At 40.6% G+C, this 23,639-nt stretch carries 24 protein-coding genes; 23 read left to right on the forward strand and 1 reads right to left on the reverse strand.

Going from position 1 to position 23,639, the window contains the following annotated elements:
- Window positions 1-54: 54 nt before the first annotated feature.
- The 4 genes from CFS04_RS05820 to CFS04_RS05835 all read left to right on the forward strand — a co-directional run bounded on the left by CFS04_RS05820 (window position 55) and on the right by CFS04_RS05835 (window position 3,042).
- Window positions 55-378 (forward strand): YxeA family protein, encoded by a 324-nt coding sequence (locus CFS04_RS05820; RefSeq protein ID WP_088809682.1) that lies wholly within the window; start codon window positions 55-57, stop codon window positions 376-378.
- Between the two features lie 21 nt (window positions 379-399).
- Window positions 400-582, forward strand: coding sequence for a hypothetical protein (locus CFS04_RS05825; protein ID WP_088809683.1), 183 nt, complete (start codon window positions 400-402; stop codon window positions 580-582).
- Between the two features lie 294 nt (window positions 583-876).
- Window positions 877-1,710 carry a biotin/lipoate A/B protein ligase family protein gene (locus tag CFS04_RS05830; RefSeq protein ID WP_088809838.1) on the forward strand — a complete coding sequence of 278 codons (834 nt, stop codon included), beginning with the start codon at window positions 877-879 and terminating at the stop codon, window positions 1,708-1,710.
- A 15-nt stretch (window positions 1,711-1,725) separates the two neighbouring features.
- Entirely contained in the window at window positions 1,726-3,042 is a 1,317-nt protein-coding gene (locus tag CFS04_RS05835; protein ID WP_088809684.1) for an HD domain-containing protein, read from the forward strand.
- A gap of 95 nt (window positions 3,043-3,137) precedes the next feature.
- On the opposite strand, the gene CFS04_RS05840 is transcribed toward CFS04_RS05835, so the two are convergent.
- The gene (locus CFS04_RS05840; protein ID WP_088809685.1) at window positions 3,138-3,323 is read right to left on the reverse strand and encodes a 2-hydroxymuconate tautomerase; all 186 of its coding nucleotides are present in this window, start codon (window positions 3,321-3,323) and stop codon (window positions 3,138-3,140) included.
- 74 nt (window positions 3,324-3,397) lie between these two features.
- Here CFS04_RS05840 and CFS04_RS05845 point away from each other — a divergent pair, with 74 nt between their 5' ends.
- The 19 genes from CFS04_RS05845 to thrB all read left to right on the forward strand — a co-directional run bounded on the left by CFS04_RS05845 (window position 3,398) and on the right by thrB (window position 23,559).
- Window positions 3,398-4,054 (forward strand): site-2 protease family protein, encoded by a 657-nt coding sequence (locus CFS04_RS05845; RefSeq protein ID WP_088809686.1) that lies wholly within the window; start codon window positions 3,398-3,400, stop codon window positions 4,052-4,054.
- Window positions 4,055-4,129: 75 nt separating this feature from the next.
- The gene (locus CFS04_RS05850) at window positions 4,130-4,570 is read left to right on the forward strand and encodes a DUF1934 domain-containing protein (RefSeq protein ID WP_088809687.1); all 441 of its coding nucleotides are present in this window, start codon (window positions 4,130-4,132) and stop codon (window positions 4,568-4,570) included.
- On the forward strand, window positions 4,567-6,237 hold the full coding sequence (gene argS, locus CFS04_RS05855; protein ID WP_088809688.1) for an arginine--tRNA ligase: 1,671 nt from the start codon (window positions 4,567-4,569) through the stop codon (window positions 6,235-6,237). The genes CFS04_RS05850 and argS overlap by 4 nt, the downstream gene beginning before the upstream one ends.
- A gap of 131 nt (window positions 6,238-6,368) precedes the next feature.
- Window positions 6,369-6,518: a hypothetical protein gene (locus CFS04_RS12990; RefSeq protein WP_162859622.1), complete on the forward strand. Its 150-nt coding sequence runs from the start codon at window positions 6,369-6,371 to the stop codon at window positions 6,516-6,518.
- Between the two features lie 117 nt (window positions 6,519-6,635).
- On the forward strand, window positions 6,636-7,178 hold the full coding sequence (gene rpoE, locus CFS04_RS05860) for a DNA-directed RNA polymerase subunit delta (RefSeq protein WP_088809689.1): 543 nt from the start codon (window positions 6,636-6,638) through the stop codon (window positions 7,176-7,178).
- A gap of 356 nt (window positions 7,179-7,534) precedes the next feature.
- Window positions 7,535-9,127, forward strand: coding sequence for a CTP synthase (locus tag CFS04_RS05865; RefSeq protein ID WP_088809690.1), 1,593 nt, complete (start codon window positions 7,535-7,537; stop codon window positions 9,125-9,127).
- Window positions 9,128-9,376: 249 nt separating this feature from the next.
- Window positions 9,377-10,000 (forward strand): hypothetical protein, encoded by a 624-nt coding sequence (locus tag CFS04_RS05870; protein WP_088809691.1) that lies wholly within the window; start codon window positions 9,377-9,379, stop codon window positions 9,998-10,000.
- 17 nt (window positions 10,001-10,017) lie between these two features.
- Window positions 10,018-11,181, forward strand: coding sequence for an ImmA/IrrE family metallo-endopeptidase (locus tag CFS04_RS05875; protein ID WP_088809692.1), 1,164 nt, complete (start codon window positions 10,018-10,020; stop codon window positions 11,179-11,181).
- A 302-nt stretch (window positions 11,182-11,483) separates the two neighbouring features.
- Entirely contained in the window at window positions 11,484-12,413 is a 930-nt protein-coding gene (locus CFS04_RS05880; RefSeq protein WP_088809839.1) for a diacylglycerol kinase, read from the forward strand.
- 168 nt (window positions 12,414-12,581) lie between these two features.
- Window positions 12,582-13,436 carry a class II fructose-1,6-bisphosphate aldolase gene (gene fba, locus CFS04_RS05885; protein WP_088809693.1) on the forward strand — a complete coding sequence of 285 codons (855 nt, stop codon included), beginning with the start codon at window positions 12,582-12,584 and terminating at the stop codon, window positions 13,434-13,436.
- A gap of 288 nt (window positions 13,437-13,724) precedes the next feature.
- Window positions 13,725-15,005, forward strand: a complete 1,281-nt coding sequence (locus tag CFS04_RS05890; RefSeq protein WP_088809694.1) for a glycosyltransferase family 4 protein — start codon at window positions 13,725-13,727, stop codon at window positions 15,003-15,005.
- Window positions 14,998-16,017 (forward strand): glycosyltransferase family 4 protein, encoded by a 1,020-nt coding sequence (locus CFS04_RS05895; RefSeq protein ID WP_088809695.1) that lies wholly within the window; start codon window positions 14,998-15,000, stop codon window positions 16,015-16,017. The genes CFS04_RS05890 and CFS04_RS05895 overlap by 8 nt, the downstream gene beginning before the upstream one ends.
- 6 nt (window positions 16,018-16,023) lie before the next feature.
- On the forward strand, window positions 16,024-17,067 hold the full coding sequence (locus tag CFS04_RS05900; protein ID WP_088809696.1) for a lysylphosphatidylglycerol synthase transmembrane domain-containing protein: 1,044 nt from the start codon (window positions 16,024-16,026) through the stop codon (window positions 17,065-17,067).
- A gap of 82 nt (window positions 17,068-17,149) precedes the next feature.
- Window positions 17,150-18,421: a UDP-N-acetylglucosamine 1-carboxyvinyltransferase gene (locus CFS04_RS05905; RefSeq protein WP_088809697.1), complete on the forward strand. Its 1,272-nt coding sequence runs from the start codon at window positions 17,150-17,152 to the stop codon at window positions 18,419-18,421.
- A 100-nt stretch (window positions 18,422-18,521) separates the two neighbouring features.
- A complete protein-coding gene (rho, locus tag CFS04_RS05910) occupies window positions 18,522-19,793 on the forward strand; it encodes a transcription termination factor Rho (RefSeq protein ID WP_088809698.1) in 1,272 nt (423 codons plus the stop codon).
- Window positions 19,794-19,896: 103 nt separating this feature from the next.
- On the forward strand, window positions 19,897-20,142 hold the full coding sequence (locus CFS04_RS05915) for a type B 50S ribosomal protein L31 (RefSeq protein WP_007476851.1): 246 nt from the start codon (window positions 19,897-19,899) through the stop codon (window positions 20,140-20,142).
- Window positions 20,143-20,345: 203 nt separating this feature from the next.
- Window positions 20,346-21,632, forward strand: a complete 1,287-nt coding sequence (locus CFS04_RS05920) for a homoserine dehydrogenase (protein ID WP_088809699.1) — start codon at window positions 20,346-20,348, stop codon at window positions 21,630-21,632.
- 5 nt (window positions 21,633-21,637) lie between these two features.
- Window positions 21,638-22,693: a threonine synthase gene (gene thrC, locus CFS04_RS05925; protein WP_088809700.1), complete on the forward strand. Its 1,056-nt coding sequence runs from the start codon at window positions 21,638-21,640 to the stop codon at window positions 22,691-22,693.
- Window positions 22,693-23,559 (forward strand): homoserine kinase, encoded by an 867-nt coding sequence (gene thrB, locus CFS04_RS05930; RefSeq protein ID WP_088809701.1) that lies wholly within the window; start codon window positions 22,693-22,695, stop codon window positions 23,557-23,559. Before thrC ends, thrB begins: the two co-directional genes overlap by 1 nt.
- The last annotated feature ends 80 nt before the right edge of the window (window positions 23,560-23,639 follow it).

A 23,639-nucleotide genomic window follows, 5' to 3' on the forward strand; every position in this document is an offset into this window, starting at 1 on the left:
ATGAAATTTTAACTATAATCAATTTATCAAGTTAAACAAAAGGGGTTACAAATTATGAAAAAGGGTTGGTTTGGCGTCTTAGCCGCAATTTTTGTCATCACAATGGTGTTTGTTGAACTTGCTTCGCCCTTTGCGCAAGCAGCAGATACATATACTGTGTCCATCACAAACCCAGGCGAAAAAGTTACAAAATCCAATTTTAAAGGCTATGCTTTTAATGAAGAATGTAAAACAGCAACAGGGAAAACAATGAAACTTCGGTTTTATTCAAATAAACCTTTAAAAGAAGACAAGGCATATCGCCTTGTGATTCAAGACAACAACATGGTTACGCAAACAAAAGAATTAAACGACACGACCGTTGTATCGGCCAAATAAAATTAGAAAAGAGGAACAGATATGAATCAATTTTGGAAATATTTCTTCACAATTATTTTAGCGATTATTGCTTTAAACATTGTTTTTAAAATTATTGGAGTTACTTTACACTTCTTGCTCCCAATCCTTATTTTAGCAGGGATTGTGTTCTTGATTAACAAGATTTGGAATGGCAAACCAAAACGTAATCACTACGATTACTAAAATTTCTAAAAAGCTCCCTAAGCTTTTCATATATTGAGCGAGGCACAAGCCTCGTTCTTTTTTTGTTTTGGAACAGAAAATATGGGAACTAAAATAAAAATCGGGTTTTTGGAGGGATTTCCTTGAAAAAGCAACCTATAATAAAATTATTGGTCGGAATAACGGTTGGGATTTTTGTTTTGCTTATAAAAGCAAGAAAAGTGAAGTAAAAGAGCTATTTTCCGCCGTTCTACCCACACATTAAATTGGTTATGTTATAATGACAAAAAAGAATGTGGAGGTTTTCAGTGGGTGATGATTTTAGAAAATACTTTACTTAAGCAAGAAAAATGGCGTTTTTTAGATCAGACTACGCCAAATCCGGCTTTTGATGCACTTCAATCATATGCAACGGATGACACGCTTTGCCGTTTTATCGGGGCTGAACTAAGTCCACCGACAGTTCGCGGCTGGGTGCACGAGAAAACAGTCTCAATCGGGATACAAGATACAAAGCTTCCGAACTTGCAAGAAGGGATTCGTTTTTTGGAAAAAGAAGGCTACCGAGTAGTGCTTCGGAATTCAGGTGGTCTTGCCGTCGTCTTGGATCGAGATATTTTAAATCTCTCTCTTGTTTTACCAGATGTTCGAAAAGGCATTGCAATTAATCGTGGCTACGATACTATGCTCACATTAATCCAAGATATGTTTGCGGATTTTAATCAAGTTATTAAAGCTTATGAAATTGAAAATTCCTATTGCCCGGGGAGTTATGATTTAAGCATAGATGGAAAGAAATTTGCTGGTATTTCTCAGCGCCGCATGGCAAGAGGGGTCGCGGTACAAATTTATCTAGGCATAGACGGAAATCAAGATGAGCGCGCCGAATTAATTCGTTCTTTTTACCAAAAGAGTGGAAAAGATTTGCAAGATAAATATCATTTTCCAGATGTGGATAAACGTGTCATGAGTACACTTTCAAAGCTGTTAGATACGGAACTCAGTTTAAATGATGTCGTATTGCGTTTACTGAACAGCATGCGATTTTATGCGGACGATTTGTTTTCAAGTACGCTTTCTGCGGAAGAACTGGATATGCTTCCGACGTATTATGAGCGTATTTTAGAGAGAAATAGAAAGATTATGTAAGGGGTGTGACGTAATATGGGTTATGTGAATCAGAAACTAGATGAAGGCAAGGTTTTTAAAGATCCCGTTCATGGTTTTGTACACGTATCTGACCAAATGATTTGGGATTTAATTGCAACAAAGGAATTTCAACGTTTGCGGCGAATTCGGCAACTCGGCACTACCTCATTAACGTTTCACGGGGCTGAGCATAGTCGTTTTAACCATTCTTTAGGCGTGTATGAGATTGTACGCCAAATTATTGATGTTACTTTTGCAGGTGAGTATCAGTTGTCAGACGAGGAGCGCATGACGGTTCTATGCGCAGCGCTACTTCATGATTTAGGACACGGCCCGTTTTCGCACGCTTTTGAGAAAGTTTTTCATACCGACCATGAAGCTTACACCCAAAAGATTATTATGGGAAAAACCGAGGTAAGAGAAGTTCTGCTTCGGGCTGGAGACGACTTCCCGAGCCTAGTAGCCTCTATCATAAATAAGACTCACGAAAACCAAACGCTTGTAAAATTGATTTCAAGTCAACTCGATGCCGATCGAATGGACTATTTATTGCGTGACGCTTATTATACGGGCGTTAGCTACGGAAAGTTTGACATGGAACGAATTCTACGCGTTTTACGTCCAAGCCCAGATGGAAATGGTGTCATCATTAAATATTCTGGCATGCACGCTGTGGAAGACTATTTAATGAGCCGTTATCAAATGTACCAACAAGTTTATTTCCATCCTGTAAGTAGAAGTGGTGAGGTTTTACTGTGGAAGATTTTAAATCGCGCCAAGTCGCTTTATTTAGCGGGCTATGAATTCAAAATGTCGCCCGTACAAATCATCCCTTTTTTAAAAGAACAAGTGTGTTTAGAGGAATATATTGCGCTCGACGATTCGATTTTAACGTTTTATTTTTCTGTTTGGCAGCATGAAAATGATGAGATTTTGAGTGACTTATGCAATCGCTTCTTAAACCGACGTTTGCTTCGTTACGTGGATTACGATCCATCTAAGGATGCCGATTTCTACAATCGTTTAAAAGGCTGTCTTGAAAAAGCTGAAGTTGATCCAGCCTATTATTTAGTTGTCGACTCCTCATCTGATTTACCATATGATCTCTATAAACCAGGCGCTAGTTCAGGAAAATCGCCTATTCAACTTCTTCTACCCAACGGAGATTTAAAAGAATTATCTACGGAATCACCAATTGTTGAATCCATTGGCGGGAAAATCCGTACCGATATCAAACTATATTTTCCGCTTGATTTTATTGAAAATGGTCGTATTCCAGCCGAAATCGCAGAAGAAATGGTCACGTTAATTCATGAAAAGCAGAACAGCTAAAAAGCCCTTTAAAAAGGGCTTTCCAGACTGATGACAAACGGCGATCCCTGCGCTCTGCCTAATTTTTCACATAATCAGACAAGCTTGCAGGTGGATTATGAGTCTGATTTGCGCACGCCGGCGACGCCATAATCTGTTTTTTTCATTTCTTCTAGAATGACGTGAATATTTTCTTTAGGTGCATTTAGATTTTTAGAAACAGCATCTGTCACGTCTTTCACTAGGTCGCGTTTTTGGTCATCATTTCGACCTTCTAAAAATTTGATAGTTATGATGGGCACGTTTAATCACCTCGATATCATCTTTATTTATCATTATTATATATCAAAAAATTCACTTTCGAAAGGAAATTTAAATGAGTAATTTTTTAGCCTATCCGTTAGAAATGCTGCCATACGTTGTGGTCGCTATTTTGATTGCTTTTACTGTTCATGAATGGGCTCATGCTATTACCGCACTCGCGTTTGGAGATGACACGGCGAAAAATGAAGGGCGACTTTCTATTAATCCGCTAGTCCACGTAGATTTAATAGGTCTTTTGATGGTGGTTATTGTTGGATTTGGTTGGGCAAAGCCGACACCAGTAAATCGATTTAAATTAAAGAAACGCCGATTAGGAAGTATTATCGTTTCTCTTGCTGGACCAATTAGTAATTTGTTACTGGCTTTTTTAGCAGTGGGCATTTTTTCTTATTTTACGGGAGGATTAGGAATTGGCGAAATCGATGCCATTTGGTCGATCTTTTTGACGATTTTTATTCAACTAAACCTCGTGTTGTTTGTGTTCAATTTAATCCCGTTTCCACCACTAGACGGTTATCAAGTCTTAGTGGAGTTTTTGCCCAATCGATTGCGTGCGAAAATCCAACCACTTGAGCAATATGCATTTTTAATTTTTCTAATTATCGCCTTAACGCCACTTTATGCGATTACAATTGGTCCGATTTTTAATATTTTCATTCCTAAAATCTTGGAACTTATGATGACCTTTTGGACAGGCATTTTATTTTGAGTTAGGTTGATTTTCCAGTCTTTTTTAACTATAATATAGTACGTCTACACGTCTGTTTGGAAAGGTGTCATAAAAATGACGAAAACACGCACGCCCGTAAAAATTCATATTACAAATATTGTCAGACAGATGAATGCAGAAGAAAAAACGGAAATGTCTGTATCTGGTGTTTTTTATCAAGATGAAAACAGTCATTATCTTCACTATGAAGAAAAACAAGTTGCTGGTGTAATACGTTCAGTTCTTAAAATCTCTAAGGAAGAACTTTTGTTGCTCCGCAGTGGCGCTGTAAGTATGCGCATGCACTTTTTTAAAGATAAAAAGCGAAGTGTTGCTTCAGTAGATTCCGGGGCTGGAAAGCTAGTTTTTGAGTCAGAATTGATTGGCTACACGGAAGCGTTTGAAAAAAATCCGCTCAGCGGAAAAATTGCTTTTCAGTACGATTTACTTAGTGGTGGAGCCTTTATCGGCTCATACGAAGTAAACATGCGAATAGAGGAGGAAATGAACGAATGAACATCATTCAAAAAAACGAAAATGATTTAATCGCGGGGATTAAGCAAGCTGTAATCGCGGCCCTTGCGATTGATGAAGATAGCATACCTAATATTTTACTTGAAGTACCAAAAGAAAAATCACACGGAGACTACTCAACCAATATCGCGATGCAATTAGCGCGTGTGGCTAAAAAAGCGCCGCGTCAAATTGCCGAAAGTATTGTGGCTGAAATCGGCACGAATAATGCGCTGATTAAAGAGGTTGAAATTGCTGGGCCGGGATTCATTAATTTCTTTATGGATAATTCTTACCTAACCAATTTAGTGCCGGTCATTTTGAATGAGGATGAAAAGTATGGTCAATCGGACTTTGGGAAAGGGGAAAAGATTCAAATTGAATTTGTTTCCGCCAATCCAACCGGAGATCTCCATCTTGGTCATGCTCGCGGAGCGGCGATTGGCGATTCTTTGGCCAATATTTTAGACATGGCAGGGTTTAATGTTTCGCGTGAATATTATATTAACGACGCGGGAAATCAAATTAATAACCTTGTGCTGTCCGCTGAGGCGCGGTACTTTGAGGCGCTAGGGCTTGAAAAAGAGTTTCCAGAAGATGGCTATCACGGAAAAGATATTATTGCGCTCGGGAAAGAGCTTGCGGATAAATACGACAATAAATATGTGGAAACAAGCGAGGAAGAGCGCCATGCGGTGTTTAAGAAAGATGCACTTGCATTTGAAACAGCGAAATTAAAAGCGGATCTGGACGAGTTCAGGGTGCACTTCGACAACTGGTTCTCTGAAACTTCTCTTTATGAAAATAATAAAATCCTTCCTGCTCTTGAAAAGTTAAAGGCTAATGGATATGTCTTTGAAGAAGAAGGAGCAACGTGGCTACGTACCACGGACTTTGATGACGATAAAGACAGGGTGCTCATTAAGTCGGACGGCAGTTATACGTATTTCTTCCCGGATATTGCCTACCATTTAGATAAATTGAGCCGCGGATTTGATGTGCTGATTGATGTTTGGGGAGCCGACCATCACGGGTATATTCCACGTATGAGAGCTGCAATTGAAGCGTTAGGCTATAAGCCGACACAACTTGAAGTAGAAATCATCCAACTCGTTCACCTTTATGAAAATGGCGAGCAAGTTAAAATGAGTAAGCGCACAGGGAAATCAGTAACAATGCGCGATTTGATTGAAGAAGTTGGCCTTGACGCAACGCGCTACTTCTTCGCGATGAGAAGCTCAGATACGCATATGAATTTTGACATGGGCTTAGCGAAATCCACGTCCAACGAAAACCCAGTTTACTATGTGCAATATGCGCATGCCAGAATTGCTAGCATTTTAAGATCAGGTGAAGAGCAAGATCTTCGTGCGGAAGAATCCGCCGATGTAAGTTTATTAAAAACCGAAACGGAATTTGATTTGTTAAAAGTGCTTGGCGATTTTCCAGATGTCGTTTCTGAAGCGGCAGTAAAACGCGCGCCGCACCGAATTGTACGCTATTTAAATGACTTAGCTAGTGCATTCCATCGTTTCTATAATGTCAATAAGGTTCTTGATAAAGAAGCTGTTGAGCTGACAAAAGCAAGACTAGCTTTAATTCAAGCAGTTAAAATTGCGCTTCGTAATGGCCTTAAACTACTTGGTGTTTCAGCTCCTGAAAAGATGTAATGAAATGGAAGTTCGGCATTCAGGCGGTGTATCGCTTGCCGAACTTTTTCTTCCAGCCTAGTCATTGACGAGAATAACAAAATGTTTTAAAGTTAAATCACGGAGGCATTTTGATGACGGGAGATTCTAAAATGAAGCGAATAGTAACTTTAGCGCTGCTTTTTGTATTTCTGTGCATCGCAATTTATATTTTGTATAATTTTCAACTTGGTTCGATTCCGATTTTATTAATGGCCATTTTATTTTTCTACATAGGGTATCAAATCGTAAAGAAAAGTTGACAGATGTAAAATTTATGGTTGTGCTTGCCAGTGATAACATGTAAAATGGTTAAGTTGAATAAAAAGTAAATGATGAAAGAAACAATAAATGTAGTTTAACGAAAGGGCGTGCCAGCTTTGGATTTAAGTAATTTATCTCAAGAAGAGCGGAAAGAAGTATCTTTAATTGAAGTCGCGCATTATGTTTTAGAAAATCGTCGAGAAGTTATTAATTTTAAAGAATTAGTTGAAGAAATTAAAAACTTTTTAGAGTTGACAGATGACGAAATGAAAGAGCGTTTAGTTCAATTTTATACAGATATGAACATCGACGGTAATTTTATTTCACTAGGAAACAACACTTGGGGGCTTCGCGCTTGGTATCCAATTGATGCCATTGATGAAGAAGTTCAAACACAAACGAAACCGAAGAAAAAACGTAAAAAAGATGACGACGATGATGAAGATGAAGAGGTTGAAGATATCATGGATGACGATATCGAATACGAAGAAGATGACGAAGTGGAAGAACTCGGAGAAGAAGAAATTTCACTCTCAGACGGCCTAGTCGATGAAGACGAGGACGCAGATGACCACTTGCCTGACGGGATTGAAGGCGAACTTGCTACAGTAGAAGATGACTATAGCGACGGAGATTACACGGAAGATCCAGAAGAATAAAATGAAAAATCACCCGAAAATTATTCGGGTGATTTTTTTTAGGACGTACAAAGCGATGATGTCGCTTACAAAAAATAAACACTTGACTTATTCTTGTTTCATATGTAGTATTTTATTTGGGCTCCCTTAATTGGGACGGATATGTTCAGTTAGCGCTCCCTTACTTTTTATGAAAGTAGGAGCGTTTTTTATTTGGCGGAAGCTGAATAAAATATTTCCTAATTACCAAGTGCAAGCACATTTAATTGCATTTGGTGATTTTATTTGTAGGGACGTTTTGAAGTAATAGAGTTCACCCCGAAGGTTAAGTCCATTTAACCGCTATTTTTTGGAAAAGGAAGGAGTCGGATTTTTTAATGACGAAGTATATTTTTGTAACAGGTGGCGTAGTTTCATCTATTGGTAAAGGGATTACAGCAGCATCACTTGGGCGACTGCTGAAAAACCGCGGATTAAGTGTGACAATTCAAAAATTCGATCCATATATTAACGTGGACCCGGGAACAATGAGCCCGTATCAACATGGTGAGGTTTTTGTAACAGATGATGGTGCCGAAACAGATTTAGATTTGGGGCATTATGAGCGCTTTATCGATATTAATTTAAATAAATATAGCAACGTCACAACAGGTAAAGTTTACTCAGAGGTCATTAAAAAAGAACGCCGCGGCGACTATCTTGGCGGAACCGTTCAAGTTATCCCGCATATCACAAACGAGCTGAAAGACCGCGTGTTTAGAGCGGCAAGAATGACAAATTCAGATATTATCATTACCGAGATTGGCGGAACCGTGGGGGACATCGAATCACTTCCGTTCCTTGAAGCGATTCGCCAAATCAAAAGCGATGTTGGGTCTGAAAATGTCCTATATATCCACACAACACTCATTCCTTACATTAAAGCAGCAGGCGAAATGAAAACTAAACCCACTCAGCACAGTGTTAAAGAGCTGCGTAGTTTAGGCATTCAACCAAATATTATTGTGGTACGCACAGAACAACCCGTTTCCACAGAAATGAAGGAAAAAATTGCCCTTTTCTGTGATATTAAAGCATCCGAAGTTATCGAAAGCCGCGATGAAGATACGCTTTATAACGTGCCTCTTTCGTTACAAGCACAAAAAATGGATCAAATCGTGCTCGACCATTTGAAATTAGACGCGCCACCAGCTGAAATGACTGAGTGGACGGAGCTTGTACACCGCGTGCAAAATTTATCGAAGAAAGTTCGGATTGCGCTCGTTGGGAAATACGTTTCCTTACAAGACGCGTATCTTTCTATAGCGGAAGCGTTACGGCATGCTGGGTATGCACATGATGCGGAGATTCAAATTGACTGGATTGATTCGGAAAAAGTCACAAAAGAAAATGTTACGGAACTTTTGAAAGATGCAGATGGGATTTTAGTTCCCGGAGGGTTCGGCGACCGGGCAATTGAAGGAAAGCTTCTTGCTGTTGAATATGCGCGCGTTAACAAAGTACCGTACTTTGGAATTTGCCTTGGTATGCAACTGGCAACAGTTGAGTTTGCGCGAAATGTTCTTAAGCTTGACGGGGCGCATTCCGCTGAAATCGACCCCGAAGCAAAACATAATATCATTGATTTACTCCCAGAGCAAAAAAATATCGAAAACATGGGTGGAACGCTTCGCTTGGGGCTTTATCCTGCACGAATTAAGGAAGGCACGAAAGCGGCAGAAGCTTATGGGGAAACGATTGTCGAGGAACGTCACCGTCATCGCTATGAGTTCAATAATGACTACCGTGAACAAATGGAGCAGGCAGGCATGATTGTTTCAGCAACTAGCCCTGACGGCCGTCTTGTTGAGGTGGTAGAATTAAAAGATCACCCGTGGTTTGTTGCTTGTCAATATCACCCAGAATTCATTTCCAGACCAAATCGTCCGCAAAGCTTGTTCAAAGGCTTTATCGGCGCGGCAGTTAAATAATTATGTGAGTGCAACTCAGGTTCAGGCTGAGTTGCATTATTTGTGTAATTACTTTATAAAAAAAGAAAAAAATGTAGCTTTTGATTTATTTTTGTGATTGCTTGGTGCTATAATGTTAGATAACAACATTGTAGGAGGTATGAGAATGAATAGAGAAATCGTGAATGAACAACAAGCTCAAGCCATTGTAGATGGCATCTTACAAGGATATAAAGACTATTTAGAAATACGTAGACAAAAAAGGAAGAATTGAAAGTTTCGGCAAGTTATGCTTTTGTTAAAGGGAACCATATTGATGATGCTGTTTCAAGAAAACTCACGGGCTTAATTGAAAAAGACCAACTCGCTAAAGCGGGTGAATCTTGGGAATATCTTCAATTTGCTTTTGGTAGAAAAGATAACAAGTGTCTATTTATTGTTAAAAATATTTTGCGGCTGAAACGAACGTTCCAAACTTCGCATAAAAAAAGCCAATATCTAGTAGACTTAGCGAAAGTAAATAATCCATGGATTCAGGAACTCCGTCAAGGACGGGTGAAAAAGGAAGGCGTTTCTATCCAATTACAGTTTTTGGATTTTGAAAAATGGGAGCAAACAGAAGAAATCCGAGAAAGAAATTTTTCGGAATTTTATATTGTGACATATGAAACGGATAGCCATACAAAAGAGATTATAAGTGTAGAAATTGTAGCACCAGATGCCGAAACTGGGGAGTTACATAGTGTACAGAAACTATCATCATATTTACAAAGCAGTGATGTCATTATCCAGGAAAATGAATATGAATCGATTTCTGGTGAAGTTGAGTTTGGTAGTGTTGAGGATTATGGATATACGACGCTACCAGAAGAAGGCGAAGAAATTGGAAACTAAATGAGGAGGAAATCGTTGTGTTTAGAGGTGATAATCTTCAAAGGGTCAGAGCCTTGTACGGCTTGTCACGAAAAGAACTAGGGGAGAAGCTTGGGGTTTCTGAACAAGCTGTTTGGCAGTTTGAAAATCAAGTAACGAACCCTAAATTTGAAATCGTTGTTGAACTTAAAAGACTTTTTGGAGTAAAAACACAGTTTTTCTTACAAGAATTAAAAGTTCCGAGTGTGTTTAAAGAAGAACAAATTATTTATCGTGCAGCCGATATGACTAGCCGAAAGCGGGCGTTTTCAGAGACGGAATATTTGAATTTTGTTCACGAGGTTATTACATCGCTAGAAAGCTTCCTGAGTTCGCCTAAGAGTACTATTTTAAGTCTAAGAGAAAAATGCTTGAAGATGTATTATCAGAGAAGCGAATCAAAAAATTGTATTGAGGAAATCGCTGCACTAGCAAAAGAATTTATTGGTGTAACAGATGATAATGCAAATTTGCTGCTTCAACTTGAGAAGTCTGGCATTCATATTGTAGAGAAGGATGTAGGCGACAAAACCGACGCCTATAGTGCTTGGTCAGCTAGTCAAATACCCATTATTGTTCTCGGTATAAAGAAATCGGCAGTGCGAAGAAATTTTGATTTGGCGCATGAACTAGGTCACTTGTTGATGCATAACAATATTGATATGCTAGCTTTAGACAAAGAAGACTATAATAAAATTGAAAATGAAGCCAACTTATTTGCCGCTTGTTTCTTATTACCGAAAAAAAATATTGTTAAAGATTTGCAAGAACTTCGGCATATTTCTAATCCAGATTCCTATATGGAACTTAAGGCGAAATACAATGTATCAATTCAAGCTTTAGAAATGCGAGCATACCGATTAGGTTTTCTTACGCCGCAGCAAAATAGTTATTTTTACAGACAGCTTGCGAAAAAAAAATATAAATTTGTGGAGCCGCTTGATTCAGAAATCCCACTTAAACGGCCTGGGAAAATCCGAAATATTTTGGAGCTCATTTTATCTAATCAAGTGATTAGTTTGGCTGAACTCGAAACGATCTTCAAAGTTGAAACACTGTTTTTAGAGCGATTGTTTACGATTGAGCCAGCTTTTTTCGAAAAATATCAGGCGAAGGAAGATTTTTCAAGTTACAATAATGTCTTGAAACCAAAGTTTCGCTAATACGTTAAATCCAGCCTTGTAGAAAAATGCCAAACACGTAAGCCAAACAAAACGTATTACGCACAATCAGGCTGATGACAAACGTTGAGATGGCGTGTATTCGAGTACATGATAACTGAAAACAGGGAGGACGTAGTTTGTCCGACCATGTGAGAAGTGAGGCGAAGCGCAGGCAAGAACTCCGAAAATGTCCGTTTTTTATTAGTCTGAAGCCTTCTATGTCTAGGAGGCTTTTAAATTTGACAATATCCCTACGTGTATTGCAAACTGAATTTAGCATAAAAGGGAGAGTAGGGGAAGGTTTGATTAAAGAAATAGTGTTAATATACAATCCAGCGGCTGGAAAAAATAAGTTCCGGAAGTGGATGCCGCTCGTTGAAGAGAAGTTGAATGAGGCGGATTTTGACGTGACGCTTGTGTCGTCTACAAGTGAGCCTAAAAGTATTTTGAAGCTTGCTAAAAAAGCAGCGGAGTCTGGTGTTTCGGCCATCATTGCGGCTGGCGGTGACGGGACGGTGAATGAGGTTGTGAACGGAATCATGCAGTCGTCTAAACGCCCCGTTTTAGGAATTTTACCGATGGGAACGACGAATGACTATGCGCGGGCTTTGGGCGTGAATAAAGATCCGCTTGAAGCGCTAAACAGCATTATTAATCGCGAGACTGTTGGCATCGATATTGGCAAGGCGAATCAGGACGAATTTTTTATTAATAATGTAGCTGCTGGAAAAATTACGGAAATTACATACGCGGTGCCGGAGGCGAAAAAGAATCGTTATGGGCGTCTGGCGTACCTTTTTGATGGCTTAAAGATGCTGCCAAATCTCAAAGCGACGCCTGTCGAAATTACATTTGACGACGAGCGCTTCAAGGGTCAGATGCTAATTTGTTTTGTGAGCAATTCCCACACGGTCGGTGGGCTTGAATCGCTTTGTCCGCCTGCCAAAATTAATGATGGCTATTTTGACTTGCTGATTCTAAAAAAGGTATCACCAGCCAAATTGTTTTCGCTATTTCTGCTATTAAAACGCGGAACGCATCTTGAAAGCCCGCACGTAATCCATCGCCAAGTGAAACGTGTCAAATTGGAATCTAAGGAAGTTTTAAATATTAGTTATGACGGCGTTTATGGCGGAAATGCGCCGTATGAATTGGAAGTTTTACCGGAAGCCTTGCGCGTTTTTGCGAATCAAGAGGTGGCGAGCGCTAGGCTTTATAGGAAGGAAGATTAGAGGGCGTTTTAAACCCTAGGGGCTAAAGCGTTTTCAGAAAATAATTCGCAACTTTTATGGTAAATGAATCACAAATCTGTTATTATAGACGTGTTAGGGAAAAATAGCTGCCACTATTTTTCGCGGCGGAAATTCAAATTTTAAATTCCTGAGGGAGGAAATTGTATTATGCCTATCGTTAACATGACAGACATGCTGAAAAAAGCATTAGCTGGGAAATATGCTGTAGGTCAATTCAACATCAACAACCTTGAATGGACTCAAGCTATTTTGAAAGCTGCGGAAGCTGAAAAATCACCAGTCATCCTAGGAGTATCTGAAGGTGCTGCTAAATATATGGGAGGATTCAATACGGTTGTTAAGATGACACAAGGTCTTGTTGAAGATCTTAAAATCACTGTACCTGTTGCTATCCATTTAGACCATGGTTCAAGCTTTGATTCTTGTAAAGCAGCAATCGACGCAGGTTTCTCATCCGTAATGATCGACGGATCGCATCACCCAATTGACGAGAATGTAGCAATGACTAAGAAAGTTGTTGACTATGCTCACGCTAAAGGTGTTTCTGTAGAAGCTGAAGTTGGTACTGTTGGTGGTACTGAAGACGGCGTTACAGGCGGAATTAGTTACGCTAATCCTGAAGAATGTCTGCGCGTTGTTAAAGAAGCTGGTATTGATGCATTAGCAGCTGCACTTGGATCTGTTCATGGTCCATATAGTGGCGAACCAAAACTTGGCTTTGATGAAATGAAAGAAATCTCCGAACTTACAGGTGCTCCACTTGTACTTCACGGCGGTTCTGGAATTCCTGAACACCAAATTAAAAAAGCAATTGAATTAGGTCACAGCAAAATCAACGTAAACACTGAGTGCCAAATTGTTTGGACTGCAGCTGTTCGCGAAAAATTAGCTACTGACGATAAAGTTTACGATCCACGTAAAGTTATCGGACCTGGTGTTGATGCAATCATTAAAACAGTTACTGAAAAAATTCAAGAATTTGGTTCTAACGGTAAAGCGTAAATCAAAAATTGAATGGTTATGGAAGGAGCAGAAATCGTTCTGCTTCTTTTTTGTTCCTTAAAACCTGTTAAAAATTATATTTTGTGTGAAAGTAAGTAGATTATGTTATCATTAAAACAGTTATAGGGGTGGAAATTGCAAAATTTATCATTAGCTTCTAGAAATGCTTAGAAAAAAATCGTTCTAAGGGCGCATGAAAAAGCTATTAATAAACATGTATAATATATGATGATAGATTAAAGAACGTTTTGATGAATGAACCAACACGGAAAGAGAGTAGGGATAGTAATGAATATAGGAATCTTTACCGATACCTACAGTCCGCAAATCAGCGGGGTCGCTACGTCCATTTTAACAATGGAGACGGAGTTAAGAAAAAGAGGACATAACGTATATATATTTACAACAACCGACCCTAATGCTGATCGAGAAAGCGAAGAGGGACGCGTGTTTAGGTTGCCAAGTATTCCATTTGTGTTTTTCCCGGAGAGAAGAATTGCGATTGCGGGCATGAACAAGTTTATCCGCCTTGTTGGCGAATTAAAGTTAGATATTATTCATACGCATACGGAGTTTTCTTTAGGTTTACTCGGTAAAAAAATTGCTAAAAAATACTCCATTCCATCCATTCATACATACCATACAATGTATGAGGATTATTTGCATTATATTGCTAATGGTAAAATTTTAACACCAAAAATGGTGCGCAAGATGACAAAATCTTTTTGTGATAGTTATGAGGCACTTATTGCACCGACGCAAAAAGTGCGCCATCATCTAGAGGAATGCGGAATTTATAAACATATTTATACGATTCCAACTGGCACGAACATTCAAATGTGCGATCAAGCCTCTTCAGGCAAAATAGCGGCAATGAAAAAGCAGTTGGGTATTGGAGAGCAGGATGCGGTTATCCTTTCTTTGGGACGTGTGGCGCATGAAAAAAATATTGATGCGATTATTCAAGCCATGCCAGGCGTTTTAGCTGAACTCCCTTTTACCAAATTAGTAGTGGTTGGTGATGGTCCAGTTCGTAAAGAATTAGAAGAGTTGGTGGAAGAGCTTTCGCTTTCGCATGCGGTCATATTTACGGGCGCAGTGGAGTGGAGTGAAGTTGGCGACTACTACCAGCTTGGTGACTTCTTTGTGAGTGCTTCAACTTCTGAAACACAAGGATTAACCTACTTAGAGGCGATGGCTTCAATGTTGCCGGTTGTCGCGAAAAAGGATGAAAGCATCGAAGACATTTTAGTGGATAAAAAAACTGGATTTTTATTTGAAACAGACGATGAGCTTTCCGAAACATTAATTATGGCGCTTCAAAATGAAGAGCTGGCAAGAGAGTTAGCGAAAAATGCACTTAAACAAGTAGATAATTATTCCGCAGACCATTTTGGTGAGCGAATTGAAGCAACCTATGCAGAAATATATGATATTTATTATTCGGTGGAAAACAAAAAGCGGCTGAACAGGCAACGAACGCTCATTAAGAGTAAAATGGCATCGCAAGTTTTTTCGTTAACATCGAATACGCATATACGGAAAGGTAGGTCATCGCGTCGTGATTAAGCTAACTATGCTTTCATCGGCAGAAAAAGTGAAAGGGCAAGGTGTAGCCTCTGCTTACAGAGAACTTGTTAATCTGCTTGATGAACGGCTGAAAGATAAAATCGAGATGTCGATTAATAAATTTCATAAAACGGAGATTACACATTATCATACGGTAGATTTTCATTTTTATTTATCTACTTTTTTCAAGAAAAAGCGCGGGGTTCGGGTTGGCTATGTCCATTTCTTACCAGAAACGATGGAAGGTAGCTTAAAATTACCGGGAATTGCCCGTGCTGTTTTTTATAAATATTTAATTTCTTTTTATAAGAGAATGGATGAGATTGTCGTTGTAAACCCTTCTTTCATACCAAAACTAGAAGCGTATGACATTCCTTCAGAAAAAATCCACTATATCCCTAATTTTGTTTCTAAAAAAACATTTTTTTCGGATGAAAAACAAAAAGAAATGTTTCGCAAAAAATATCAAATTCCCGCTGATAAATTTGTCGTGCTTGGTGTAGGACAAGTACAGCACCGAAAAGGTGTGCTTGACTTTATTGAAGTCGCAAAATCATTGCCTGACGTGCAATTTGTTTGGGCGGGGGGCTTTTCATTTGGGAAGATTACATCGGGCTATGAGGAGCTGAAAAAAATTTATGACAAACCGCCTGAGAATGTGACATTCATTGGGATCATTGACCGCTCGGAAATGAATGGCTGCTTCAATATGGCAGATTTATTTTTTATGCCGTCGTACAATGAACTTTTCCCCATGGCGATTTTGGAGGCGATGAGTACAGGCGTTCCAGTACTGCTTCGCGACCTTGATTTATACAAAGAAATTTTGTCTGGTTATTATGAAGAAGGGCAAAATAATACGGATTTCATTACTAAAATTGCAGAATTAAAAGCGAATGACGATAAATATGCAGCGCTGCTAGAAAAAGCAGAGCGCGGCGCGGAATTTTATTCGGAGGACCGTTTGACAGCGATTTGGGATGAATTTTATCATGATTTAGTAAGGAAGTGAACCTAGGTGAAGTTAAGCAAAAATGCGCGTAAGAATTGGCTGAACATCTTTTTAATTCTCATCATTAGTAGCGCTTTTATCATTTGGCAGTTTCGCGGCGTTGATATGGAGCAATTTATCCAAGAAATTAAAAACGTCAATGTATGGTGGCTGCTCGTTGCATTTTTGTTTATGCTGATTTACTGGCTTTTTGAAGCGGTTGTGTTACATAAAAGCATTTTGCCTACTTTCCAAAAAGAAAATTTTTTTTCCTCGTTCCGCATTACGATGATTGGTCAGTTCTTCAATACAATCACCCCGATGCAAGCAGGCGGACAACCCGCGCAATTATACGCGCTCGTAAAGAAAGGGCTAGACATTGGTGTCGCAAGCTCCATCTTATTATTTAAATTCATCATTTATCAGGCGATGATTGTCATCAATTTCATCGTCGTCCTCATTTTTGGTTTTCACTATTTATTAACAGGCGCTCTCCCACAAGTTAAATATCTGGTTTTAATTGGCTTCACCGTGCATTTGGCGGTAGTCGTTGGACTTATCTTAGTAGGGAAAAGTTACCGCTTCACTGCGAAATTGGTTCACCTTATTTTGAAGCCGTTTAGTTGGTTCATGAAGAAAGAACGGATCCAAAAAATTCAAGCGGTTGTCGATGATAAAATTGCGTCTTTTCATGAAGAAAGTGGGCGTATTAGTCATGACAGGAAGCTCATTTGGAGTGCGAGCATATATACGAGTTTGCAACTTTGGGCGTATTTCGTCATTCCCTATTTTATTTTACTAGGAATAGGGGTTTCGAATTTAAATCTTTTTATGGTGATAACGTTCCATGCGTTTATTATGATGTTTGCGACAGTTGTGCCGACGCCTGGTGGAACGGGTGGTGCGGAATATACCTTTACGCTATTGTTTGGGCCGCTGCTCGTTTCCGTGAAACTTTTAACGGCGCTACTTTTGTGGCGCATCATTACGTATTATAGTTGTATTGTTTTTGGTGCAATTGCAATTGCTATTCCGGATAAAAATAAAATGACGAAGAAATCCGAGCAGTAAGCGGGTTTAGTGGCGATTAGCTTGCAAACGTGTTAGGATTTAGAGATAATAGCAAGTGAGATTAAAAGAAAGAGGGATTGGCATGGAAAATCGGTTAGTAATTAATGGGGGAAAACGACTTTCTGGAAAAGTTGTCGTAGATGGGGCTAAAAATAGCGCGGTAGCTTTAATTCCAGCAGCTATTTTGGCAGATTCTGAAGTGACGATTGAAGGTCTTCCAGACATTTCTGATGTTCATACATTGTATGATATTGTTTCTGAACTAGGTGGTTCAGTGAAGTCGGATAGCCAAACCGCGATTATTGACCCTAGTACTATTGTGGATATGCCACTTCCGAATGGAAATGTAAAAAAATTACGTGCTTCTTATTATTTGATGGGCGCGCTTCTTGGTAAATTTAAAAAGGCGGTTGTTGGTTTGCCAGGCGGATGTTATTTGGGGCCGCGACCAATTGATCAGCATATTAAAGGTTTTGAGGCGCTAGGCGCAACGGTAACTAACGAGCAAGGCGCAATCTATTTGCGTGCCGACAAATTGCGTGGCGCGCGAATTTACATGGATGTTGTCAGTGTAGGTGCCACCATTAATATTATGCTTGCTGCTGTTTTAGCAGAAGGTAAGACGATTATTGAAAATGCGGCAAAAGAGCCGGAAATCATTGATGTTGCTACCTTGTTGTCTAATATGGGCGCGAACATTAAAGGGGCCGGAACGGACACTATTCGCATTACTGGCGTGCCGAAACTACACGGTTGTCACCACACAATTATTCCGGACAGAATCGAAGCGGGGACATATATGATTGCAGCGGCCGCAATAGGCGACGGCGTTGAGATTCAAAATGTCATTCCAGATCATTTGGAGGGGATTACGGCGAAATTAGCCGAAATGGGCGTTCCGTTAGAGATTTCAGAAGACTCCATTTTAGTCAAAAAAGCCATTGCCTTTAAAAAAGTGGACGTGAAAACCTACGTCTACCCTGGATTCCCAACGGATTTGCAGCAACCATTTACGACGCTTTTAACACAAGCGGACGGGGACAGCATTGTGACGGACACAATCTACCCGAGCAGGTTTAAGCATATCGCCGAGCTCATGCGCATGGGCGGGCAGTTTAAACAAAATGAACGAACGGCTGTTATTTACGGGAAAACACCCCTTTCTGGTGCACGCGTAACGGCAACCGATCTCCGCGCGGGCGCCGCCCTTGTAATCGCTGGTTTGCTTGCTGAAGGCCAAACGGAAATTTTAGGCGTTGAGCATATTGAGCGCGGTTACGGGAATATTATTCAAAAACTCTCCGATTTAGGAGCGGATATTTATAAAGAAATCGCCGAAAGCAATTTGGCATAGCCTTCTAAAACAAAAGCGGGGCAATTCCTCTGCCCCGTCTTTTCCTTCCATTTATTTCAAATCCCTAGTTTAAACAAAAATAAAAAAAGGTGGTACACATATGGCTAAACTGTCCATAGCATATTTAGAGAGCCTGACAATCAAAGAGATTTATGCGCTTGCGAAAGAACACAAAATTGCGTATTATAGCAAATTAACGAAAAAAGAACTTATTTTTGCGCTATTGAAATCGAATGCGGAGAAAGAGGGATTTTTCTTCATGGAAGGCGTTTTAGACATCATTCCCTCTGAAGGGTTCGGTTTTTTGCGCCCAATTAATTATTCGCCAAGTTCGGAGGATATTTATATTTCGGCCTCGCAAATTAGACGATTTGATTTACGAACAGGTGATAAAGTTTCTGGAAAGGTGCGTCCGCCAAAAGAAAATGAACGCTATTTTGGTTTGCTACACGTAGAAGCAGTCAATGGTGAGAATCCTGAAGTGGCGAAAGAACGTGTGCATTTTCCTGGCTTGACGCCGCTCTATCCGGATAAACAGATGGCGCTTGAAACAGGGAAATTCCCAATTTCAATGCGAATGATTGATATGGTTGCGCCCATCGGTTTTGGTCAGCGGGGGCTAATTGTTGCGCCACCTAAGGCAGGGAAGACGATTTTGCTTAAGGAAATTGCGAATGCAATTACGATGAACCACCCGGAAGCCGAACTAATCGTACTTTTAATTGATGAGCGTCCAGAAGAGGTAACGGATATTGAACGGTCGGTCTCAGCGGACGTTGCTAGTTCAACATTTGATGAAGTTCCGGAAAATCATATTAAAGTCGCCGAACTCGTTTTAGAACGTGCGATGCGTCTTGTAGAACAGAAGCGTGACGTCATTATTTTGATGGACAGCATTACTCGTCTGGCGCGTGCGTATAATTTGGTTATTCCGCCAAGTGGCCGAACGCTTTCAGGTGGGATTGATCCAGCGGCTTTCCACCGTCCGAAACGCTTTTTCGGAGCGGCGCGTAACATTGAAGAAGGCGGGAGTCTGACGATTTTGGCAACTGCTTTAGTTGATACGGGTTCGCGAATGGACGATGTGATTTACGAAGAGTTTAAAGGTACGGGTAATATGGAGCTTCATTTGGACCGTCAACTTGCTGAGCGTCGTGTTTTCCCTGCGATTGATATTCGCCGTTCAGGTACGCGTAAAGAAGAGTTGCTGCTTCCAAAAGAAAAATTAGAGCAGCTTTGGAAAATCAGAAAAACAATGCCGCTTCAAGGGGACTCGCTAGATATGTCAGAGCGATTTATTCGTTCGATGAAAAAGACAGATACGAATCAGGCCTTTTTTGAGCTGTTACAAGAACAAATGTTTAAAAAATAACTGTTGCTTGTTTTCGCTGTGCTTGTTATAATTATTGTACTGTGTGTTTTCTGCAGTTAATTACTCTGTTTCAGATGATTCAGGGCGAAGGAGTTGAAAAGAAATGAAAGCTGGAATTCATCCTGAATACCGTCCAGTTGTTTTCGTTGATACTAGTACTGATTTCAAATTCTTGTCTGGTTCTACTAAACATTCAAGTGAAACTATTCAATGGGAAGATGGTAACGAATATCCGTTACTACGTGTCGAAATCTCTTCTGATTCACACCCATTCTATACTGGTAAACAAAAACACGCGACTGCCGACGGACGTGTGGACCGCTTCAACAAAAAATACGGAATCAAATAATTCTGTATGTTGGAAGCTTAATAATCGAAATACTGCGCACACCTCATTTAATGGGGTGTGTTTTTCTTTTTGACGAAAAGTTGTCAGTTAAATTAAAAAAATGGGAAAGTTCGCAAATGAGCTTTACTTTTATGTCAGGATTTGCGTATAATAGCACTAATTACTTTTTTGAAAAGTGAACAATTTAATAAGGAGGTTTTCATGTGAAAGCAAATTTACAAGTAGGCGTGCTAGGCTTTGGGACAGTCGGCAGTGGCGTCATTCATATTTTAGAAGAACACCAAGAAAAAATTAGTCAAGTGACGGGCTACAATATTACCGTTAAAACAGTGCTTGTTCGTGATCTTGAAAAAAATCGCAGATACGAGGCGAAAGGTTTTACACTTACGACCACACCGGATGATATTTTTGAAGATCCAGAAATTGCGGTTGTTGTTGAGGTTATGGGTAGCATTGATATTGCACGTGAGTATATTTTGCGCGCATTGAAAGCCAAGAAACATGTTGTAACAGCGAATAAAGATTTAATTGCTATCCACGGAGATGAACTTGTTACGGTTGCACAGGAAAATGGTTGCGATTTATTTTATGAGGCAAGTGTGGCAGGCGGCATTCCGATTTTACGAACAATTGTAAACAGCTTAGCGGCAGATAAAATACAAAAAGTGATGGGTATTGTAAACGGGACGACCAATTACATGCTAACAAAAATGACTACTGAAAATAAAAGTTATGATGATGTTTTAAAAGAAGCGCAAGACCTAGGTTTTGCAGAAGCTGATCCAACAAGTGATGTGGACGGAATTGATGCGGCGCGCAAAATGGTTATTTTAACACGACTAGCGTTCGGTATGAATGTTCGTTTAGATGATGTCGAAACAACGGGTATTCGTGGAATTTCTCCGCTAGACATTTCGACAGCCTATCAATTAGGATACAAGGTGAAACTTGTTGGCCGTGCGGAAGAAGTAGACGGTTCGGTAAGTGTTGACGTTGGACCAGTTCTGCTTCCAAGAGCACACCCGTTGTCGGGAGTGAACTATGAGAATAATGCGGTTTTTGTAACCGGTGCAGCAGTAGGCGAAACAATGTTTTACGGTCCTGGCGCTGGCGAATTGCCAACCGCGACTAGCGTTGTCAGCGATTTAATTACGGTGGCGAAAAATAGTAAGCTTGGCACAAACGGAAACGCGTTTAATAGCTTCATTCACGAAACGAAACATACGCCAAAAGAAAAAGTTTACTCCAAGTATTATTTACGTTTGGAAATGGACGACAAGACGGGGACATTTTTAAAATTAACGCAAATTTTTGCTGAAGCTGGCGTCGGATTTGATAAAATTATTCAGGAGCCACTCAATGAATTCACGGCAACGGTTGTGATCGTGACGCATTCAATTAGCAAGGCGCAACTAAGTGTGGCACTAAACCGCGCAGAAGAAGAACCAGAAATACGCATTTTGACTAAATATGCAGTTGTGGAGGGTTAAGTAATATGTATAAAGGACTTCTTGATAAATATAAAGATTTTTTACCGATTTCAGAACGTACACCGCTCATCTCGCTTGCGGAAGGCAATACGCCACTTATTCCTTTGCCTCATTTATCCAAAGAGTTGGGTGTGAACTTGTACGGCAAATACGAAGGACTAAATCCGACGGGCTCGTTTAAGGACCGTGGCATGGTCATGGCGGTTGCGAAAGCGAAAGAGGAAGGTGCTGAGGCGGTTATTTGCGCCTCGACGGGGAACACATCAGCGGCAGCGGCAGCCTACGCAACTCGTGCGGGTATGAAAGCATACATCGTTATCCCGGACGGCAAAGTGGCACTCGGGAAACTCGCACAGGCTGTTATGTACGGCGCCGACATCATCGCGATTCAGGGGAACTTTGACGAAGCCCTTGATTCGGTTAGAAAATTAGCAGAAACGGAAGCGGTGACTCTCGTAAATTCAGTCAACCCTTACCGCCTAGAGGGTCAAAAGACGGCTGCGTTTGAAATTTGCGAACAGCTTGGACAGGCACCAGATGTTTTGGCCATCCCAGTTGGCAATGCGGGAAATATTTCGGCTTACTGGAAAGGGTTCAAAGAATGGGACGACAAATTCGCGTCTGGACGTCCGGCGATGCACGGCTTTGAAGCGGAAGGGGCAGCGGCAATCGTAAAAGGCGAACCAATTGCGAATCCGGAAACGATTGCGACGGCGATTCGAATTGGGAATCCTGCGAGTTGGAGTTTGGCAGAAGCTGCACGCGACGAATCAAATGGCTATATCGACTCCGTGACAGATGATGAAATTGTAAATGCATACAAAAAAGTGGCTAGGCAAGACGGCGTGTTTATCGAACCGGGTTCAGCCGCATCGCTTGCAGGCGTCATTCAACATGTGAAAAATGGTAAAATCAAGCCGGGTCAAACCGTTGTTTGTGTGTTTACTGGAAATGGCCTTAAAGACCCTGACACGGCGATGAGTGTGCATGATTTTAACATCATTCATGCTGAAAACGTCGATGAAATGCGCGCGCACCTGCAAAACGGAGTGAACGCCTAATGCGTATCCGTGTACCTGCAACGACTGCCAATCTAGGGCCGGGATTTGATTCGTGCGGTCTCGCGCTAACTCTTTACTTGACGCTTGAAATTGGGGAAGCTAGCTCAAAATGGCATATTGAGCATGACTTAGGCGGCGGCATCCCGAATGACGAAACGAATGTCATTATCTCGACGGCGTTATCGCTTGTGCCAGATTTAACGCCGCATGCGCTTAAAATGACGTGCGATATTCCAACTGCACGCGGTTTGGGGAGTAGCTCGGCTGCTGTTGTTTCGGGAATTGAACTCGCGAATTTTCTAGGAAATCTTGGCTTGTCGAAAGAACGGAAAGTTGAAATCGCGGCTGAAATTGAAGGGCATCCAGATAACGTGGCGCCAGCCGTGCTCGGCAACTTGGTCGTAGGCGCAAAACTTAAGGACGCTGATTTTTATGTGCGTCACCTGTTTCCAAATTGCGCGATTTTAGCGTTTATTCCTAAAACGGAGCTTTTAACCAGTGAGAGTCGTAATGTTTTGCCCGAAATGCTTGCGTATAAAGAGGCGGTGTCTGCGAGCGCGATTTCGAACGTGATGATTGCGGCCGTGCTCCAAAATGACATGACGCTTGCGGGAGAGATGATGGAGCGCGATTTATGGCACGAAAAATATCGTGCAAAGCTAGTGCCTCATCTTGTTAAAATTCGCGAAATTGCGCGCGCAGAAGGTGCTTACGCGACTTGTTTAAGTGGTGCAGGTCCGACGATTTTAATTTTTGCCCCGCATGACAAGAAAACAAACCTAATGAGTGTGCTTCAAGGCTTTGATGCGGAGGCGAATGTGCTTGCGCTTGAAGTTGAGGGGAGCGGCTCGCTTGTATTTGAATAAATTCTAAAATTGAGTGCTTTTTGCACTCGATTTTTTTTGTTCATTATCCCAATTTTTCTTCGGCTGTGTTAGAATAGGAA

Origin of the sequence: Listeria sp. ILCC796 (genome assembly GCF_900186175.1) — a bacterium.
GTDB classification, from domain to species: Bacteria; Bacillota; Bacilli; order Lactobacillales; family Listeriaceae; genus Listeria; species Listeria goaensis.

What these genes read in the sequence shown, in the direction of transcription:
- thrC (WP_088809700.1), top strand. Translation starts at nt 21,638, where the DNA reads ATGTATAAAGGACTTCTTGATAAATATAAAGATTTTTTACCGATTTCA.
- CFS04_RS05905 (WP_088809697.1), top strand. Translation starts at nt 17,150, where the DNA reads ATGGAAAATCGGTTAGTAATTAATGGGGGAAAACGACTTTCTGGAAAA.
- CFS04_RS05845 (WP_088809686.1), top strand. Translation starts at nt 3,398, where the DNA reads ATGAGTAATTTTTTAGCCTATCCGTTAGAAATGCTGCCATACGTTGTG.
- argS (WP_088809688.1), top strand. Translation starts at nt 4,567, where the DNA reads ATGAACATCATTCAAAAAAACGAAAATGATTTAATCGCGGGGATTAAG.
- CFS04_RS12990 (WP_162859622.1), top strand. Translation starts at nt 6,369, where the DNA reads ATGAAGCGAATAGTAACTTTAGCGCTGCTTTTTGTATTTCTGTGCATC.
- rho (WP_088809698.1), top strand. Translation starts at nt 18,522, where the DNA reads ATGGCTAAACTGTCCATAGCATATTTAGAGAGCCTGACAATCAAAGAG.
- CFS04_RS05865 (WP_088809690.1), top strand. Translation starts at nt 7,535, where the DNA reads ATGACGAAGTATATTTTTGTAACAGGTGGCGTAGTTTCATCTATTGGT.
- CFS04_RS05890 (WP_088809694.1), top strand. Translation starts at nt 13,725, where the DNA reads ATGAATATAGGAATCTTTACCGATACCTACAGTCCGCAAATCAGCGGG.
- CFS04_RS05835 (WP_088809684.1), top strand. Translation starts at nt 1,726, where the DNA reads ATGGGTTATGTGAATCAGAAACTAGATGAAGGCAAGGTTTTTAAAGAT.
- CFS04_RS05850 (WP_088809687.1), top strand. Translation starts at nt 4,130, where the DNA reads ATGACGAAAACACGCACGCCCGTAAAAATTCATATTACAAATATTGTC.
- fba (WP_088809693.1), top strand. Translation starts at nt 12,582, where the DNA reads ATGCCTATCGTTAACATGACAGACATGCTGAAAAAAGCATTAGCTGGG.
- CFS04_RS05820 (WP_088809682.1), top strand. Translation starts at nt 55, where the DNA reads ATGAAAAAGGGTTGGTTTGGCGTCTTAGCCGCAATTTTTGTCATCACA.
- thrB (WP_088809701.1), top strand. Translation starts at nt 22,693, where the DNA reads ATGCGTATCCGTGTACCTGCAACGACTGCCAATCTAGGGCCGGGATTT.
- CFS04_RS05830 (WP_088809838.1), top strand. Translation starts at nt 877, where the DNA reads ATGATTTTAGAAAATACTTTACTTAAGCAAGAAAAATGGCGTTTTTTA.
- CFS04_RS05825 (WP_088809683.1), top strand. Translation starts at nt 400, where the DNA reads ATGAATCAATTTTGGAAATATTTCTTCACAATTATTTTAGCGATTATT.
- CFS04_RS05915 (WP_007476851.1), top strand. Translation starts at nt 19,897, where the DNA reads ATGAAAGCTGGAATTCATCCTGAATACCGTCCAGTTGTTTTCGTTGAT.